Annotated in this window: 17 protein-coding genes; 10 read left to right on the forward strand and 7 right to left on the reverse strand. The window is 66.7% G+C overall.

Translation table 11 applies throughout. The features are described from left to right. Positions 1–48: 48 nt before the first annotated feature. The 3 genes from yczR (at position 49) to ABD260_RS20495 (ending at position 2,689) form a co-directional block, all read left to right on the forward strand. Positions 49–1,482 carry a MocR-like transcription factor YczR gene (gene yczR, locus ABD260_RS20485; RefSeq protein ID WP_344235217.1) on the forward strand — a complete coding sequence of 478 codons (1,434 nt, stop codon included), beginning with the start codon at positions 49–51 and terminating at the stop codon, positions 1,480–1,482. A 95-nt stretch (positions 1,483–1,577) separates the two neighbouring features. Continuing rightward, positions 1,578–2,225 (forward strand): peptide-methionine (S)-S-oxide reductase MsrA, encoded by a 648-nt coding sequence (msrA, locus tag ABD260_RS20490; protein WP_344235218.1) that lies wholly within the window; start codon positions 1,578–1,580, stop codon positions 2,223–2,225. 56 nt (positions 2,226–2,281) lie between these two features. Beyond that, the gene (locus tag ABD260_RS20495; protein WP_344235219.1) at positions 2,282–2,689 is read left to right on the forward strand and encodes a protein kinase family protein; all 408 of its coding nucleotides are present in this window, start codon (positions 2,282–2,284) and stop codon (positions 2,687–2,689) included. 103 nt (positions 2,690–2,792) lie between these two features. Here the strand turns inward: ABD260_RS20495 and ABD260_RS20500 are convergent, their stop codons facing one another. After that, a complete protein-coding gene (locus tag ABD260_RS20500; RefSeq protein WP_344235220.1) occupies positions 2,793–4,013 on the reverse strand; it encodes a hypothetical protein in 1,221 nt (406 codons plus the stop codon). A 326-nt stretch (positions 4,014–4,339) separates the two neighbouring features. After that, complete coding sequence (locus tag ABD260_RS20505) at positions 4,340–4,735, reverse strand: hypothetical protein (protein ID WP_344235221.1); 396 nt, start codon at positions 4,733–4,735, stop codon at positions 4,340–4,342. A gap of 130 nt (positions 4,736–4,865) precedes the next feature. On the opposite strand from ABD260_RS20505, the gene ABD260_RS20510 reads away from it, so the two are divergent. Further along, positions 4,866–5,747 (forward strand): hypothetical protein, encoded by an 882-nt coding sequence (locus ABD260_RS20510; protein WP_344235222.1) that lies wholly within the window; start codon positions 4,866–4,868, stop codon positions 5,745–5,747. Positions 5,748–5,825: 78 nt separating this feature from the next. Here ABD260_RS20510 and ABD260_RS20515 read toward each other — a convergent pair whose 3' ends face one another. Together ABD260_RS20515 and ABD260_RS20520 are read right to left on the reverse strand one after the other, a co-directional pair. Next, positions 5,826–6,581: a class I SAM-dependent methyltransferase gene (locus ABD260_RS20515; RefSeq protein WP_344235223.1), complete on the reverse strand. Its 756-nt coding sequence runs from the start codon at positions 6,579–6,581 to the stop codon at positions 5,826–5,828. Between the two features lie 55 nt (positions 6,582–6,636). Beyond that, entirely contained in the window at positions 6,637–6,948 is a 312-nt protein-coding gene (locus tag ABD260_RS20520; protein WP_344235224.1) for a nucleoside triphosphate pyrophosphohydrolase, read from the reverse strand. Positions 6,949–7,076: 128 nt separating this feature from the next. Between ABD260_RS20520 and ABD260_RS20525 the strand changes: the two genes are divergently transcribed. The 3 genes from ABD260_RS20525 (at position 7,077) to ABD260_RS20535 (ending at position 8,785) form a co-directional block, all read left to right on the forward strand. Continuing rightward, on the forward strand, positions 7,077–7,442 hold the full coding sequence (locus ABD260_RS20525; protein WP_344235225.1) for a YciI family protein: 366 nt from the start codon (positions 7,077–7,079) through the stop codon (positions 7,440–7,442). 95 nt (positions 7,443–7,537) lie between these two features. Next, positions 7,538–7,735 (forward strand): hypothetical protein, encoded by a 198-nt coding sequence (locus ABD260_RS20530; protein ID WP_344235226.1) that lies wholly within the window; start codon positions 7,538–7,540, stop codon positions 7,733–7,735. Positions 7,736–7,867: 132 nt separating this feature from the next. Further along, positions 7,868–8,785, forward strand: coding sequence for a phosphotransferase family protein (locus ABD260_RS20535; protein WP_344235227.1), 918 nt, complete (start codon positions 7,868–7,870; stop codon positions 8,783–8,785). A gap of 15 nt (positions 8,786–8,800) precedes the next feature. On the opposite strand, the gene ABD260_RS20540 is transcribed toward ABD260_RS20535, so the two are convergent. Both ABD260_RS20540 and ABD260_RS20545 read right to left on the reverse strand, forming a co-directional pair. After that, the gene (locus ABD260_RS20540; protein ID WP_344235228.1) at positions 8,801–9,835 is read right to left on the reverse strand and encodes a hypothetical protein; all 1,035 of its coding nucleotides are present in this window, start codon (positions 9,833–9,835) and stop codon (positions 8,801–8,803) included. Between the two features lie 198 nt (positions 9,836–10,033). Next, on the reverse strand, positions 10,034–10,546 hold the full coding sequence (locus tag ABD260_RS20545) for a DinB family protein (RefSeq protein ID WP_344235229.1): 513 nt from the start codon (positions 10,544–10,546) through the stop codon (positions 10,034–10,036). Between the two features lie 89 nt (positions 10,547–10,635). Between ABD260_RS20545 and ABD260_RS20550 the strand changes: the two genes are divergently transcribed. Then, the gene (locus ABD260_RS20550) at positions 10,636–11,136 is read left to right on the forward strand and encodes a GNAT family N-acetyltransferase (protein WP_344235230.1); all 501 of its coding nucleotides are present in this window, start codon (positions 10,636–10,638) and stop codon (positions 11,134–11,136) included. On the opposite strand, the gene ABD260_RS20555 is transcribed toward ABD260_RS20550, so the two are convergent. Continuing rightward, positions 11,114–12,319 (reverse strand): MFS transporter, encoded by a 1,206-nt coding sequence (locus tag ABD260_RS20555; RefSeq protein WP_344235231.1) that lies wholly within the window; start codon positions 12,317–12,319, stop codon positions 11,114–11,116. The genes ABD260_RS20550 and ABD260_RS20555 overlap by 23 nt on opposite strands. Positions 12,320–12,572: 253 nt before the next feature. On the opposite strand from ABD260_RS20555, the gene ABD260_RS20560 reads away from it, so the two are divergent. Continuing rightward, entirely contained in the window at positions 12,573–13,301 is a 729-nt protein-coding gene (locus tag ABD260_RS20560) for a hypothetical protein (RefSeq protein WP_344235232.1), read from the forward strand. Beyond that, the gene (locus ABD260_RS20565; protein WP_344235233.1) at positions 13,298–14,524 is read left to right on the forward strand and encodes a lactate racemase domain-containing protein; all 1,227 of its coding nucleotides are present in this window, start codon (positions 13,298–13,300) and stop codon (positions 14,522–14,524) included. The genes ABD260_RS20560 and ABD260_RS20565 overlap by 4 nt, the downstream gene beginning before the upstream one ends. Positions 14,525–14,595: the final 71 nt, after the last annotated feature.

Raw genomic sequence — 14,595 nt, forward strand, 5'->3', positions numbered from 1 at the left:
GGCCAAGTGGCCTGGTGTTCGATAGCCAATTGCGTAATAGTGGACTGCATGCGCTACCTCCCCGCGAGTACTTTGTCCGGCCTGCTCGGCGACTGGGCCGACGGGACGGGCCCGGCGTACCGGGTGCTGTCCGAACGGCTCCGGTTGCTGATCGCGGATGGGCGGATCATGCCCGGTTCGCGGCTGCCGAGCGAGCGGGAGCTGACCGAGGCGTTGGGCGTCAGCCGGACCACGGTCGCGTCGGCGTACCGGGAGCTGCGGGACAGCGGGTACTTGATCAGCCGGCGTGGTTCGGGGAGCGTCACGGCGCTGCCGTCGAAGGTCGCGCCGGAGCTCGGGCGGCACCACGCGCCCGGGATCGACACCGACGGGCTGTACGACTTCACCTGCGCGGCACCGTCCGCGATCCCGGGGATCAGTGCCGCGGTCGCGGCGGCTGCCGCGGAAATGCCGGTGCACCTGACGACGCCCGGGTACCACCCGCAGGGGCTGCCCGTGCTGCGGGCGGAGATCGCGGCGGCGTACGGCGAACGCGGCCTGCCGACCTCGCCGGATCAGATCATCGTCACCGCCGGGGCGCTGGCGGCGACGTCGATCGCGGTGCGGGCGGTCACGCAGATCGGCGACCGGGTACTGACCGAGAGCCCGACCCACCCGAACTCGGTGGACGCGATCCGGCGCAGTGGCTGCCGGGTGGTTGCCGTCCCGATGTCGCCTGGTGGCTGGGACCTTCCGTTGCTCGAAGCAACGATTCGGCAGACGGCGCCGCGGGCGGCGTGGCTGGTGGTGGACTTCCAGAACCCGACCGGTTTCCTGATGCCGGCCGCGGATCGGCAGCGGCTCGCGGCCGCGTTCGCGCGCAGCCGGACGACGGCGATCGTGGACGAGACGCTGTTCGAATTGTCGCTGGACGGGCAGGAGATGCCGCCGCCGTTCGCCTCGTACGACCCGGACGGCGTGATCACGGTCGGGTCGGTGAGCAAGTCGTTCTGGGGCGGGCTGCGGATCGGGTGGATGCGGGTGCCGTCGTCGCTGGTCGCGCGAGTGCTGGATGCGCGGGCGTCGCTGGATCTCGGGGCGCCGGTGCTGGAGCAGTTGGTGGTCGCGGACCTGCTCCGCCAGCGCGCGACACTGCTGCCCGAGCGCCGGGCCGCGTTGGCGGAGCGGCGGGATGCGCTGGCTGACGCGGTCGCTCGTGAGCTTCCGTCGTGGAATTTCCGGTTGCCCGGGGGCGGGTTGTCGCTGTGGTGCGAGCTGCCGGAGCCGGTTGGGTCCAGTCTGGTCGGGGTCGCTCAGCGCTATGGTGCGTTGCTGGTTGCCGGGTCGCGGTTCTCCCCTGATGGCGGGCTCGAATCATTCGTTCGGCTCCCGTTCACGCTCGAAGTGGATGCACTCCGCGAAGGTGTCGCGCGCGTCGCGGAGTCGTACGCCGCCCTGACCATGGCCGCACCGGGCCGCCGCTCACCCGTGATGATCGCCTGATGCGCTACGTCATCGCGCCGTAAGGGGGCTGGGGAAGGTTCGCCTGGGCGTGGGCGTTGAGGGACTATGAGAGTCAGACTGCGAGAGGCGTGAGAATGTCGTTCTTCACCCGCAACACCGCCATGGTCGAGCCGTCGGCCGCCCTGCCCGGGCGGGACACGCCCGGCTTCGCCGTCCCCGGCGAGAACATCGTCCTGCACACCCCGCAGACCGCCGCCGCGCCCGAGGGCTTCGACGAGGTCTGGTTCGGTACGGGATGTTTCTGGGGTACCGAGGAGATCTTCTGGCAACTGCCCGGCGTGTACACCACCGCCGTCGGGTACGCGGGCGGTTACACCCCGAACCCGACGTACGAAGAAGTCTGCACCGGCCGAACCGGCCACGCCGAGGCCGTCCGGATCGTGTACGACCCGAGCAAAACCACCTTCACCGACCTGCTGAAGGTCTTCTGGGAAACCCACGACCCGACCCAGGGCATGCGCCAGGGCAACGACCTCGGCTCCCAGTACCGCTCCGCGATCTACTACACGACAGACGCCCAGCGAGCCGAAGCCGAACGCACCCGCGACCTGTACGCCCCCGTCATCAAGCCCCTCGGCTACGACGACATCACCACCGAAATCGCCCCCGCCAGCACGTTCTACTACGCCGAGGCCTACCACCAGCAGTACTTGTTCAAAAACCCCAACGGCTACCGCTGCCACAGCAACACCGGCGCCCCGTTCCCTGCTGACAAGCTGTAACGCACACGAGTGCCCGACCGCCAAGCGACCGGGCACTCGTGTCATACGGTGTCCGGGTGAAGAACGACGACCGCCGCCTGCGCCGTCTCGTGGTGGGTGACGTCGCTTGGCGCTGGACGGTCCGTCAGCAGGTGAAACCCAGCTATGAGGACGGCCGGCTGACGCTCTCTTTGTTCCCTGAGGGCACGCGGCACAGGTTGGTCTTCGTCTTCCGTCCCGGCCCGGACCGGGTCGTCTCGAACACGTACTTCGACGCCGCGGCCCTGGTGCGTCTGCCGGATCGCAGCTATCTCAATCTCTTCGAGCCTGGAACAGTTCGCCGGCTCCTGGATGCGGCTTTGCCGACCCTGGACCTCTTCGTACGCGAGCAGGTGACCGAGGTCGACGGATGGCCGTACTTCGACGCAGTTGTGGACTCAGCCAATGAGACAGGCGACCTGGTCGACGACGATCCCTCGCCCTGACGGTATTGCTACCACCAGCAGTACCGTCACAAAAACCCAAACGGCTACCGCTGCCACAGCAACACCGGCGCCCCGTGGGAGAGCGCAAGGGTTGGGGGATCTGCTAGCGCTGATCGTGAAACGCCAGCGAGACGTCCAGCAGCGCTTTCGCCTGCCGCCGGTGGGCCCTTGACTCCACGTAGGACTTCACGGTCTCAGCGACCGGGCCTGCTGCTGCGCCGACTGCCGCGGATGCCAGATCTCCGCCCACGGCCAGGCCGGCAACCGACCCGAAACCTGAGATCGCGAGACTCGTAAGGCCGACCTTCATCGAGCTGAGAACGGGCGATTTCGTCGCAGATACGCGTATCCTCTCGCGGATTGGGGCCAGCTCGGCATCAAGAATGCCGGCTGCCTCTGACGCCCAGTTGTCAGTTGCTTGGATGTTCTCTACTTGCGCCAGCGCCGAAGCCAGGTGTTCCCTCCAATCCGCAAAGACCTCGTCGGACGTCCGAATGGCGACGAGCGACTCGGTCTTCCCCTCGAGCTTCGGGACAGACAGTTGCGCCAACTTCTCCAGATTGAGGAGCCGGCGATCGGTACGGCTGGCAACCCGATGCAGTGTGAGGTCCATGAAGAGGGCTTCCTCACGACTGAGCGAGGTGGAATGTAGTTGGCCGACGGGCTGACTGGAAACGATCCTCAATCGGCGCCCACCGTAAAGATTCATGAGGAACATCTGTTCAGACAGGTCGCCACCATCGTGAACTGCAAGTTCGATGAGTTCGAGGCAAGCGTCGGATGTCGCCGGATCTTGAGCCAAGGCCCGTAGATCCTGAGCTCTCAGCACACTGTTCCGCGACGGATGGCGATCCCGTGCGTCCGGATCGATGAAGTGGATAAGAGACGCCTCGGCGAGTGGCTGCAGGACATGCAACTGGTTCACGGCCCGAAACAATGTCTCGCGTTCAGAGACGGAAGACGGGAGTGGGTTTTCGACAGCCGCGAAGTGTGCGTAGAGCAGGAGCGTCGGCACCAGATTGCCGAAGTTGTAGGGAATATCTTCAGGACGAATGGTGTCCCGAAGCAGCAGGGGCCGCAGTTGACCTGGGGCAATGGTCGGCAACGGCCTTCGCGCTGCCGGCGGAATCCTCAGGTCATTGACGAACTCTGCGAATTCACGCAAATGTTGCAGTGGCGCCCGCTCCATCCGCTGGATCAGAGTGGCACTAAGGGGATCACCCCACCACTCCTCAATAGTCCGGTATGGATCGACATGATCCAACGGCTCGGCTGGGACCAGCGTCGCCGCCGCGTCAGCCGGGTCCTCACGAGCGCTGTTCACCGGCGCCTCCTCGCCATGCCGAGGACTCAACCATATACGCCGGCGTCACCCGACGGGTGATCATCCGCGTCGGTCCGGTGACCCCCAGCGACTGGCGACTCGCCCGCAATTCACTGAATCGGCTCCTACCGCCTACGAGGTATCGCTAGCACCAGCAGTACCTACACAAAAAGCCGAACGGCTACCGCTGCCACAGCAACACCGATGCCCCATTCCCCGCTGACAGCTGAAGAGGGCTGCGCTGACGCGAGGGTTGCACTGAGCGCCCCTCGCGGACATCGTGACGCGTGGTCCAGAGAGTGGACTGGGGTGGTGGGTCCGAGAAGTTAGTCGGAGTCCTCGGACCGGTCCGCCGAGGCGACATTGCCGAGAACCGCCTCGGCCCAGCTGCAATGGGACTCGTCCTCACTGCGAGAACTCCTCGAGAGCAGCCGTCTGATCGGATCGAACCATTCGCGCCTGACTGTCACCTGAGAGATCCGCCGGCCACCGTCATCGGCCGGCGTGAAGGTGACTTCGAACATTCCCGCGCCCGTCCAACTCCGGTGCAGGAAGACGACGTTCTCCTCCGCGAACACGTGCCATTTCTCATCCATGTCCTGAGCGCGATACCCGAGCTGCAGCCGGTGCCACTCGTCGTCCGTCCAGATTCTGCTTGGCACGGCGGGCAACCGGCGCGGCCGGCGCATCCGTTTGAGGCCGTCGCGGGTTGCTCGTTCCATCCGGCGATTTTAGAGGGTTCGTTGGTGCGGCCGCGCGTTTTTGCAGGAAGTGGCAATGGGCGCGGGAATTGTCCGTGGGGGGCGTTATTGTCTGCGGTCCGGGGTTGAAGATCGTGGAGGGATGGGGCGGATGGGCGTACGGCGGCTGGGGATGGTGCTCGCTGGGGTCGGAGTGCTGGTGGCGACTGGGATGCCGGGGCCTGCGCAGGCTGCGGTTGCCGAGTCGGTGCCGTGCATCAATCAAGTTGTGTGGCCCGACAGTGCGAACGCCGTGCACGAGACGGACGTGCTCGCCGCGAAGCCGCCGCGGAACTGGGGTACGTATCAGCTCGCGCAGTTCGTGCCGGTGCGGGCGATGTCCACCTGGTACATGGCCAACGGGCGCCGCGGTGAGCAGTACTCGTACGGGCTGCTGCTCCAGGGCGCCTACCTGTACCGCCACTCGACGCTCACCCCGCCGGGTGGCCGGGCCCGGGTGACCGCGACCAAGCTCGGCGGCGGGTGGACGAGCTTCAAGTCGATCGCAACCTCGAACTACGACCACCAAACGCCGCACTCGTTCCTTTACGGCCTGAACACCAACGGGAACCTCTACCGGTACGCGGCGAGCGGCGCCGGTTATCGGGCGTACGGATCGTTCGGTGGATTCAGGAGCTTCAAGGCGATGGCGATGATCAGCCAGCAGGCGACGTACGACACGCTGCTGATGACGACCACGGCCGGGGCGCTGTACACGATCCACATCCCGACCACCGCGAAGGCGAAGCCGGTCGTGAAGCTGATCCGCAAGTCCGGCTGGTCGTCGTTCGAGTCACTGCTGATCGAACACTGCGGCAACTACAACGGATCGGTCGTCGTCGGCATCGACCACAACACCGACTCCGGTTATCAGTACTTGTTCAGCCAGGCGAAGGGGACGGCGACCAGGATCACGCCGTACGGGAAGATCCCGGGCACCTTTCCCGGGGCGGTCCATGCCTCCCGCACCAGCGGCTGGCTGAGCGGCGAGTAACCGCACCGGGAAGCACGCGGCGGCGGGTGCATCCGGCGGGCGCCTGGCGGCAGAAGGATCCGGAGCCAGGTGCGTCGGCTACTTGCGGCGGGCGAGGTGGGTGTGGATGTCGGCGTTGAGTTCTACGGTTTCCGGGAGGGCCTGGCGGATTCGGCGGAAGACCTGGTCGCGGTCGGTGGGGTCGAGCAGTACGTACGCCGAGACTGTCGCGAGTTGGCCGATGTAGTCCTCGGCCGGCATCGTCACGCGGCGTTCGATCACGGTTTGGCGAACGTCGGTGAACCATTCGGACTGCTCGAGCTCCGTGCCCGGCCACTGCATCGGCTGATCCGCGGGCGTGCCGTCGGGCGATGGGACGCCGTCGTCTTCGAGGTACGGCGCCCGGGCCGCGCGTACCGCCTCGCTGAGCTCCGGATCAGCCAGCTGGATCGGGACACCGAACGACGCGAAGACCCCACCTGGCCGGACCAGCGCGGCCATTCGTTCCCAGCGGCCGTCCGGATTTGTCCAGTGCAGTGCGGCCGCCGAGTACACCAGGTCGTACGCCGAATCCAACGGCAGATCCTCGAACGCGGCCTGCACCGTGATGACGTTTGCCGGCAGGTGTTTGCGCAACTCCGCAAGCATCGCCGCGTCCGGCTCAGTCGCCGTGACCGACATCCCACCATGTACGAACAGCCGCGTCGCCTTGCCCGTGCCCGCGCCGATCTCCAGTGCAGTACGCATCGGACCGCCGTACGCCATCACCAGCTCGAGAAGTTCAGCCGGATACCCGGGCCGGTACCGCTCGTACGCCTCCGCCACTGCCCCAAAGCTCAACGCCCGCACGACCATCCCAGCATCCTGACACCTCCCCCGCCCCCGCGCTCCCCCATTTCCCACCAGTCCGTCAGCGGGTGCCGCTCCAGATCGTGCGGGTGGTGAAGGCGCCGCGCTCGGTGGCTTTAGCGATGCGGGTTGCGTCGAGGGACTCGCTGGTGGTGCCCAGATCGGCCGCCAGTGCGTAGACGACCTCGAGGATGTCCGCCAGCTCCTCGACCGCGCCGGCCGGGTCGGCGGTCAGGAACTCGTCGACCTCCTCCTGGAGTTTGGCGCGGAGTTCACGGGTGTATTCGGGTGGGGTGGCCTGGTGGGTGATCGGATCGGCGCCGGTGGCGCGGATCAGGGCGGGGATTCGGTCGCGGACGAGTTTTGCGTGCATTTGGTCTCCGTTCGGGGTGTCTGCGCACCGTACGGGAAAAACTGGGGTGGGTTGTCGGATTGTGGGGTTGGAGTTCGTGGTGATGGTGGAGGGTTGCCTTTGGGGCCGCCCCGGATTGAGGAGACGAGATGGCTGAGTACCTCATCGCGTTCGATGAGAGCTGGGTTCCGGACCTGACGGACGCCGAGCTGGCGGAGGCGGGGCGGCGGGTCACCGTGTTGCGCGCGGAGATGGAGGCGGCGGGGGTGCTGATCTTCACCGGCGGCCTGGACCCCGAGGCGCCGGTGGTCAGCGTCGACCCGTCGAGCGGCACGCCACTGTTCAGCGACGGACCGTACATCGAGACAAAGGAACACCTCGGCGGCTTCGCGGTCGTGGACGTCGCGGACGAAGCGGCCGCACGCCTCTGGGCCGGCAAGATCGCAATCGCCTGCGGCTGGCCCCAGCAAATCCACCGCTTCCAGGTACCACGCAAACGCCCAGACCTTTCCTGACCCATACAACGAACCAATCCGCTGGACGAACATCGGGGCGCCTTCATACCCGGGGAGTGATGACAATTCGTCAGGCAATAGGCACAGTAAGTGGCATGGGATCTCCAGGGGGCCAGGCACCGATTGCCGACGAGAACGGTCATGTCGTACTGGATGAAGACGGCAATCCGGTGATGGTGGCTGTGACGCCGCCGGACGGGACCGCCGGCGCGCTGCCGCCCGAATCCATCCGCAGAGTCGTCACCAACCCCGACGGAACCGTCAGTGAACAGGTCATCATCGATGGGAAGTAGTCACTGACGGCTGACGATGAGGGCCTCGCCGCGGCGGTGCCCTCATCATTTGCGAAAAGGCTGGGTGATGGTGGAGGGGTTGAGTGTTGCCGCGGCGCGGGCGATTGTTGGGGCTCGTCGGCGGAGTTGCGCGTGTCCTTCGTACGCCCGGAGAACCACACCTGGCGCATCGTCACGCCCGGGCATGTCTGGTATTTGAAAGCACATACCAAATCCTGGTACGGCAATGACGCCCGCGACGCCGGCCGTACTGTTCAGCACGAGATGACCGGGCACCGCATCCTCGCCGAAGCCGGCCTGCCGACGCCGACTGTCGACGCGTTCTCGACCACTCGCGACAACCCGCTCGGCTGGCCGTACCTGCTGACGACCGCGCTCCCTGGCTCATCACTCGTGGAGCTGCTGCCGACGTCGAGCCGGGGCGAGGCCGACGCGGCGTTGCGTCAGGTCGGGCGGCACCTGGCCGCGATGCACACGCTGACCTTCGAATACCCCGGTTATCTTCTCGACGGGGCGCCGACGCGCGAGCCGGCGGTGGACGCGTACCAGCATCCGAGCTGGCGATACGAACGGTTCCTGAAGGACGCGATCTGTACGTGGGCGGACGACAGCACCAAGGTTCGGCCAGCTGTGACGGATCAGCTGACCCGCTTGCTGGCCGACTCGATCGATGATCTCCGCGACGCGTACGAGCCGCCCCGCTTCGTACACGGCGACTGTCACGCCAACGGCTTCTTCCTCGAAGACGGCGCGGTAACCGGCGTACTGGACCTAGAGGTCACCTCCGCCGGCTGCCCCCTCTTCGACCTCACCAAACTCGCAATCGAACTGACTGGCCGGCTCCACGGCAGCAGGTACAACTGGTGGAAGCCCCTGTACGACGGCTACGGCGCGGAACCCGACTTCAACCTCATCCGCCTCTTACTTGCCGGCAGCAACCACCACAACTACACCTGCCTCGGTGACCACGCCTGGCCCGGCGACCGTTCAGCAATCCTCACCCGCATCCTCACCGCCACCACCTGGCAGCAGTTGTTCTCTTCCACCTGAAGTTGGCCGAGTGGGCTAGGTGATGCGGAAGATGTGGACTGTGTTGGGGGTGTCCACGAGGGTGTGGGGGACGAGGGCGTGGTACGCCCAGACGTGGACCCAGGCGTTGCCGGTTCGGACGGTGAGGACGGTCTTGAACATGCCGGGGGCGAAGTAGGTCAAGACCAGGAACGCCAGCGACAACGCGGCGTTTCCGGGGGTGTTGAAGAGGGTCCAGGCGTCCCAGATGTGCAGCGCCGTGTACGTCAGTCCGCCGAGGATCACCGTGGTCGCGGTCGACCCGGTGAGCCGGAGGAAGCGCGGTACGAGGATCGCGTAGATGAAGATCATCGCGGGGAGTACGGCGCCGGCGAGGTACAGCACAAACGTCAGCGGCATGCCGAGCGCGAGTTGGCGGCCGCTGAGTTCGAAGATCGCGGGGTCGAGCGCGGCGATCTGGACCAGTGCCTCGATCGTCAGCACCACAAGGATCAGTACGGCGTCGGCGCGACGATTGGATGATTTCAGATTCAGCGCTTCGGATGAGTAACGCCGGCGGAAGTACAGCAGTGGAAGCACCGCGTACACAACCAGGTTGTAGGCCGCCCAAACGATCGCCTCGGTCGCACTGACGTGGGCGTGCGTACCGTACAGCGACCCGGCCAGATGCAAACCGAACGGATGCCAGCCGAAGGTCCGCGCCAGTACGAACCCGACGATCAGCCCGCCCGCGCCGTACACCAGGAGTATGACGGTTTCGCGGAGTGCGAGCGTACGCTCCGGCGCCCGATCGGCCAGGTTGAGCGTGGGTCGCCGACGGGTCAACCAGTAGACCAGGGCGGCGAGAAGCAGCACCTCGAGCAGACCGAGGTCCGCGTTGACCAGTTGCCCGACCGGGGTACGCGACGCCGCCTCGGGCCAGTCGAACGGCAGAGTGCCTTTCGCGACCGCGAGCACCACTCCATTGCAGACGATCCACCCCAGAATGGCGAGCTGAACGCTGCGCCGGCGCAATAGCGCGCCGGGTCCGCGGCGTACGGCTCGCACTTCCGGGTCCTGAACACCAGCCACAGGACTCTCCGACCAGGTTGCAACACGACCGTGTCAATACAAGCCTGGCGATATTAACACGCCCGTACCACCAAAGAACCAGCTCAGGCCCAGCGGATCCGCTCCGAGCCGGCCACTGGCGGGTTGTTCGCCGCTGGCGCGTTGTAACCGGTCAGCGGTGAAACAACCCGCCAGCCGGCGGTCGAGTTCCTGGGCGGCTCAGCCCATGGTTTTCTGGCCGTCGATGGCTTCGCGGATGATGTCGGCGTGGCCGGAGTGCTGGGCGGTTTCGGCGGCGATGTGGAAGAAGATGCGGCGTACGGTCCAGAAGACGCCCGGCGGTTGCCACGGGGCGGACGGCAGCTCGAAGCTGGCGTCGAGGTCGAGCGTACGGACCAGCTCGTCGGTCGCGGCGGCCACCTTCTCGTACTCGGCGAGTACATCGGCCAGCGTCTCGCCCTCCACCAGGCGGAACTGGTCCTGCCACGCCGCGATCACCTCAGGGGTGTACTCCGTCGGCGCGTTCCCGCCCTTGCCCTGCGCGAAGTCGGCCCAGTGCAGCTCGGTCGCCGTCACGTGCTTGATCAGGCCGCCGACCGTCAGCTCGCTCACCGTCGACCGCGTACTCGCCTGCTCGTCGGTCAGGCCCTGCGCGGTGTGCCGCAGGAAGTGCCGATGCTTGCCCAGAAACTCGAGAATGTCTGCCCGCTCACCACTCACCAGATTGTTCATACCTGCACTCTAGAAGACATAGCGGACAGTTCTTGACCGCTACTAAAAGTCATTTGCGCGGTCCGCATCCGCGCAGCAGTCTGTCGGACATGCCCGATCATGCGATCCGCCCGCTACGCGCCGACGATCCGCCAGTACTCGCCGCGGCCTTCGATGCGATCGGCTGGAACAAGCCCGAGAGCCAGTACCGCCGGTACCTCGCCGAACAGGAAGCCGGCGACCGGGACGTACTGATCGCAACAGTAGACGACGTTTTCGCCGGGTACGTCACCGTGCGCTGGGTCTCGCCGTACTTCCAGGTGATCCCCGAGATCCAGGACTTCAACGTCCTCCCGCAGTACCGCCGCCGCGGCATCGGCACCGCCCTGATGGACGCCGCCGAGGCCCGTGTCGCCACCCGATCCCCCGTCGTCGGAATCGGCGTCGGCCTCTACGCCGACTACGGCACCGCCCAACGCATGTACGCCCGCCGCGGCTACATCCCCGACGGCAAGGGCCTCATGTACGACAACCACCCCGTCCCACCCGGCGAACTAGTCCGCAACGACGACGGCGCCAACCTCATGTTCACCAAGCAGCTGCGCCCCTGACCCTGTCGCGGAGAACCTGGTAGAGCGGGAGCCAGGAAATGGCGATCAGCGCGCCGGAAAGCCACAGGGTCGGCCGGGCGCCGAGGGACGAACCGACGACGCCACCCAGGACCGCACCCACCGGGAACAGACCCATCAGGACGAAGCGCATCGTCGCGTTGACGCGCCCCAGCAGACCGGCCGGAACGATCCGCTGGCGCAGCGTCACACTCGAGATGGCGTAGACGATTTGCCCCGTCTCCCCCGCGGCAACACCGATGACCACAAGCATCGTCGACCAGCCCGGTCGCGCCAGCGGAACCAGGAAGCCGAATGCTCCGGCGAAGCCGAGCGACAACCAGCTGATCCGCTCCGAACCAAGCGCCCGCGCCAGACGCGGCGTCAAAGCCGCGCCCAGCATCGCCGACGCGGAGCCGATCGCCAGGACGATCCCGACCCACGTCGCGCTCAACCGGAGCGTGTGCACGAGAAATACCAGGTTCACCGCGGACGCAACCGCGAATGCGAAGTTGTTCAGCGCACTGGTCAGAGCGATTGCCCGCAGCACGCGGTGGCGTACGACGTACACGAGCCCTTCGCAAATCTCGATCCACAACCCACGAGACTCCCGCCGTACGACGTCCTCCTCGGCCCGGATGCACCGCAGCGACACAGCGGACACGACGAACGCGACCACCTGGACCAGGACGACGTTCGCCGCACCCATCGCCGACACCAGCCACCCGCCAACGCCCGGCCCGGCGATCTGCCCCGACGCCCGGACCGTCTCCAGCGTCGCGTTTCCGGCCAGCAACCGGTCCGTGCCGATCACCGCCGGCAGATAGCTCTGATACCCCACGTCGAAGAAGACCCGCGCGATCCCAGTCAGCAGCGACACCACAATCAGCTGCGTGAGCGTCAGTACGCCGGCCAGCGCAGCCACCGGGACCGACGCCAGCAACCCCGCGCGGACCAGATCACTCGCCACCAGCACCGGACGCCGGCGCCAGCGATCGATCCATGCGCCGGCCGGCAACCCGATCAGGACGAACCCGATCGTGCTCGACGCCGACACCAGACCGAGCTCGAACGGCGTGGCGCCCAGCGAGAGCACCGCCAGCAGCGGAATCGCCACACCGCTGATCTGCGCCCCGAACTGGCTGGTCGTCTGACCGACCAGCAACCACCGAAAATCCCTCGTCACGACAACCTCCACAGAACCGGATGGGAACCCCACCCGCCTGCGGAAACTCGTCGCTAGGGGTGGGGCACATTACCGGCCGTGCCTAGGGAGGTCAACGCGCCTGGAACAAACCCGTCTCATTGGACGAGGAGGCGGGAACCGATCTGTCGGCAGAGCCGCGTGCAGTCGGAGGATCACCTCGGGCGGCGGATGAGAAGGTGGAGGTGTGGACTGGGTGCGGCGGTGGGCGGGTTGGTTGTTGGGGTTGGGGCTGGTGGGTGGGCTGGTTTGGGCGACGGTGGTGACGTTGTCGATGCCGAGCTGGTACGACCCGGATCGCTCGTGTGGTCAGAAGTTCTTGACCGGGGACAGCCTGACGACGGTCCGTAGCGGCTGGTTTCCGCCGTCGGCGAGTTGTGTGTACGGCGACACCGTCCGCCAGTACATGTCGACGACCCGGTCCGTTGTCCTGTCGATCATCGGCGTACTGCTCCTGGCCGTGATCGTGGTCGGCCTCATCCTCGTCCTCCGGCGACTGACCGGCGACCCCGGCCTGGTACGCACCGCCGACGACGGCATCGATCTCCGCCGGCGGCGCCGGAACCACTTGATCTTCGGCGCCGTCGACATGGCGCTCGCCTTCGCGCTCGTGACGCTGCTGAACGTGGTCGCGATCGTGTTCGGTGATCTGCCCGGCGGCATCCTGTTCGTGATTCTCACCCTGGTCGGACTCAGTGCGTTCGGCGTCGCGCTCGACAAGCACATGGGCCCGCTTCCCAGTACCGCACTCGAATCGCGCCGCCGCGGCACGGTCGCCGGACTGATGACGTACGGCCTGGTGTTCGCCGCGACCGCGATCTCGGGGCAGCTCCCGTTCTTCCGGTACTGGGCGGTGCCGGCCGCAGCGGTGGCGTACGCGCTGGTCGTCGCCGTCCAATGGTCCCGCGCCTCGAAGCCCGGGCCCGCGCAGGCGCGGCAGGAGGTAGGTAGGGTCGAGTTGTGACTACGGCAGCGGTGATCGGTGGTGCGGGACAGGTCCTGACCGAGGACGAGGTGACGGCGTTCATCGGTGACGCTCTGGCCGGCGCGGGCCTCGAGGGGCGCAGCGTCTGCGTGATCGTCCCGGACGCTACCCGTAGTTGCCCGCTCCCGCTGCTGCTGAAGGCGGTCACCCAGGCCCTCAAAGGCAGCCAAGTCACGATATTGGTTGCCCTCGGCACCCATGCGGAGATGACCGCAGAGCAGCTCCGCGAGCACCTCGGCGGCGACTACCCGAATGTCCTCAACCACGAGTGGTGGAAGCCGGAAACGTTTGCCGACCTCGGCACGATCAGCTCCGCGCGGGTCGGCGAGATCTCCGGTGAGATGCTCCGCGACGAGGTCCCGGTCCGGCTGAACCGGGCAGTCGTCGAACACGATGTGGCGCTGGTCGTCGGCCCGGTCTTCCCGCACGAGGTGGTCGGTTTCTCCGGCGGCAACAAGTACTTCTTCCCCGGGGTCGCCGGCCAGGAGGTCATCGACCTGTCGCACTGGCTCGGCGCACTGATCACCAGCGCGAACATCATCGGTACGCCGGGCATCACGCCCGTACGCGCCTTGATCGACGAAGCCGCCGCGATGATCCCGGCCGAGAAGCTCGCGCTGTCCGTGGTCGCCCAGTCCGGTACGGACGCACTGCACGCGATCGCGTTCGGCGACACCACCGAGTCGTGGCGCGCGGCGGCCGAGATCTCCGCGCAGACCCACGTCCGGTACGTGGAGCGTTCGGTGCGGCGGGTGGTGTCGGTGATGCCACCGAAGTACGCCGACATCTGGACCGCGGCGAAGGGGTTCTACAAGGTCGAGCCGATCGTCGCGGACGGCGGCGAAGTCATCCTGTACGCGCCGCACGTCACCGAACTGGCCGCGATGCATCCGGAGATCGCGCAGATCGGGTACCACTGCCGCGACTACTTCCTCGGGCAGTGGGAGAAGTTCCGCGATCTGCATTGGGGCGTGCTGGCGCACTCCACGCACCTGCGCGGCGCGGGCACCTGGGATCCGGCCACCGGTGAACACCTCCGCGTCCAGGTCACGCTCGCGACCGGGATTGCGGAGGACGTCGTTCGCGGCGCGAACCTCGGGTATCTCGATCCCGCGACCGTCGACCTCGCCGCGTACGAGGCCGACCCCGGCACCTTCGTCGTCCCGAACGCCGGCGAGACGCTGTACCGGCTGAAGGCCTGACCGCCTGAACCCGGGCTGACCGCGCGGCGCGGCGCCCGGTTCAAGGCGCGGCGGTTGAACGCGTGACGGTG

The organism is Kribbella hippodromi (genome assembly GCF_039531045.1).
Taxonomy (GTDB): domain Bacteria; phylum Actinomycetota; class Actinomycetes; order Propionibacteriales; family Kribbellaceae; genus Kribbella; species Kribbella hippodromi.

Excerpts from the sequence above, each read along its gene's own strand:
- yczR (WP_344235217.1), top strand. The coding sequence starts at position 49 with ATGCGCTACCTCCCCGCGAGTACTTTGTCCGGCCTGCTCGGCGACTGG.
- msrA (WP_344235218.1), top strand. The coding sequence starts at position 1,578 with ATGTCGTTCTTCACCCGCAACACCGCCATGGTCGAGCCGTCGGCCGCC.
- ABD260_RS20505 (WP_344235221.1), bottom strand. The coding sequence starts at position 4,735 with ATGGAACGAGCAACCCGCGACGGCCTCAAACGGATGCGCCGGCCGCGC.
- ABD260_RS20510 (WP_344235222.1), top strand. The coding sequence starts at position 4,866 with ATGGGCGTACGGCGGCTGGGGATGGTGCTCGCTGGGGTCGGAGTGCTG.
- ABD260_RS20515 (WP_344235223.1), bottom strand. The coding sequence starts at position 6,581 with ATGGTCGTGCGGGCGTTGAGCTTTGGGGCAGTGGCGGAGGCGTACGAG.
- ABD260_RS20520 (WP_344235224.1), bottom strand. The coding sequence starts at position 6,948 with ATGCACGCAAAACTCGTCCGCGACCGAATCCCCGCCCTGATCCGCGCC.
- ABD260_RS20525 (WP_344235225.1), top strand. The coding sequence starts at position 7,077 with ATGGCTGAGTACCTCATCGCGTTCGATGAGAGCTGGGTTCCGGACCTG.
- ABD260_RS20530 (WP_344235226.1), top strand. The coding sequence starts at position 7,538 with ATGGGATCTCCAGGGGGCCAGGCACCGATTGCCGACGAGAACGGTCAT.
- ABD260_RS20545 (WP_344235229.1), bottom strand. The coding sequence starts at position 10,546 with ATGAACAATCTGGTGAGTGGTGAGCGGGCAGACATTCTCGAGTTTCTG.
- ABD260_RS20550 (WP_344235230.1), top strand. The coding sequence starts at position 10,636 with ATGCCCGATCATGCGATCCGCCCGCTACGCGCCGACGATCCGCCAGTA.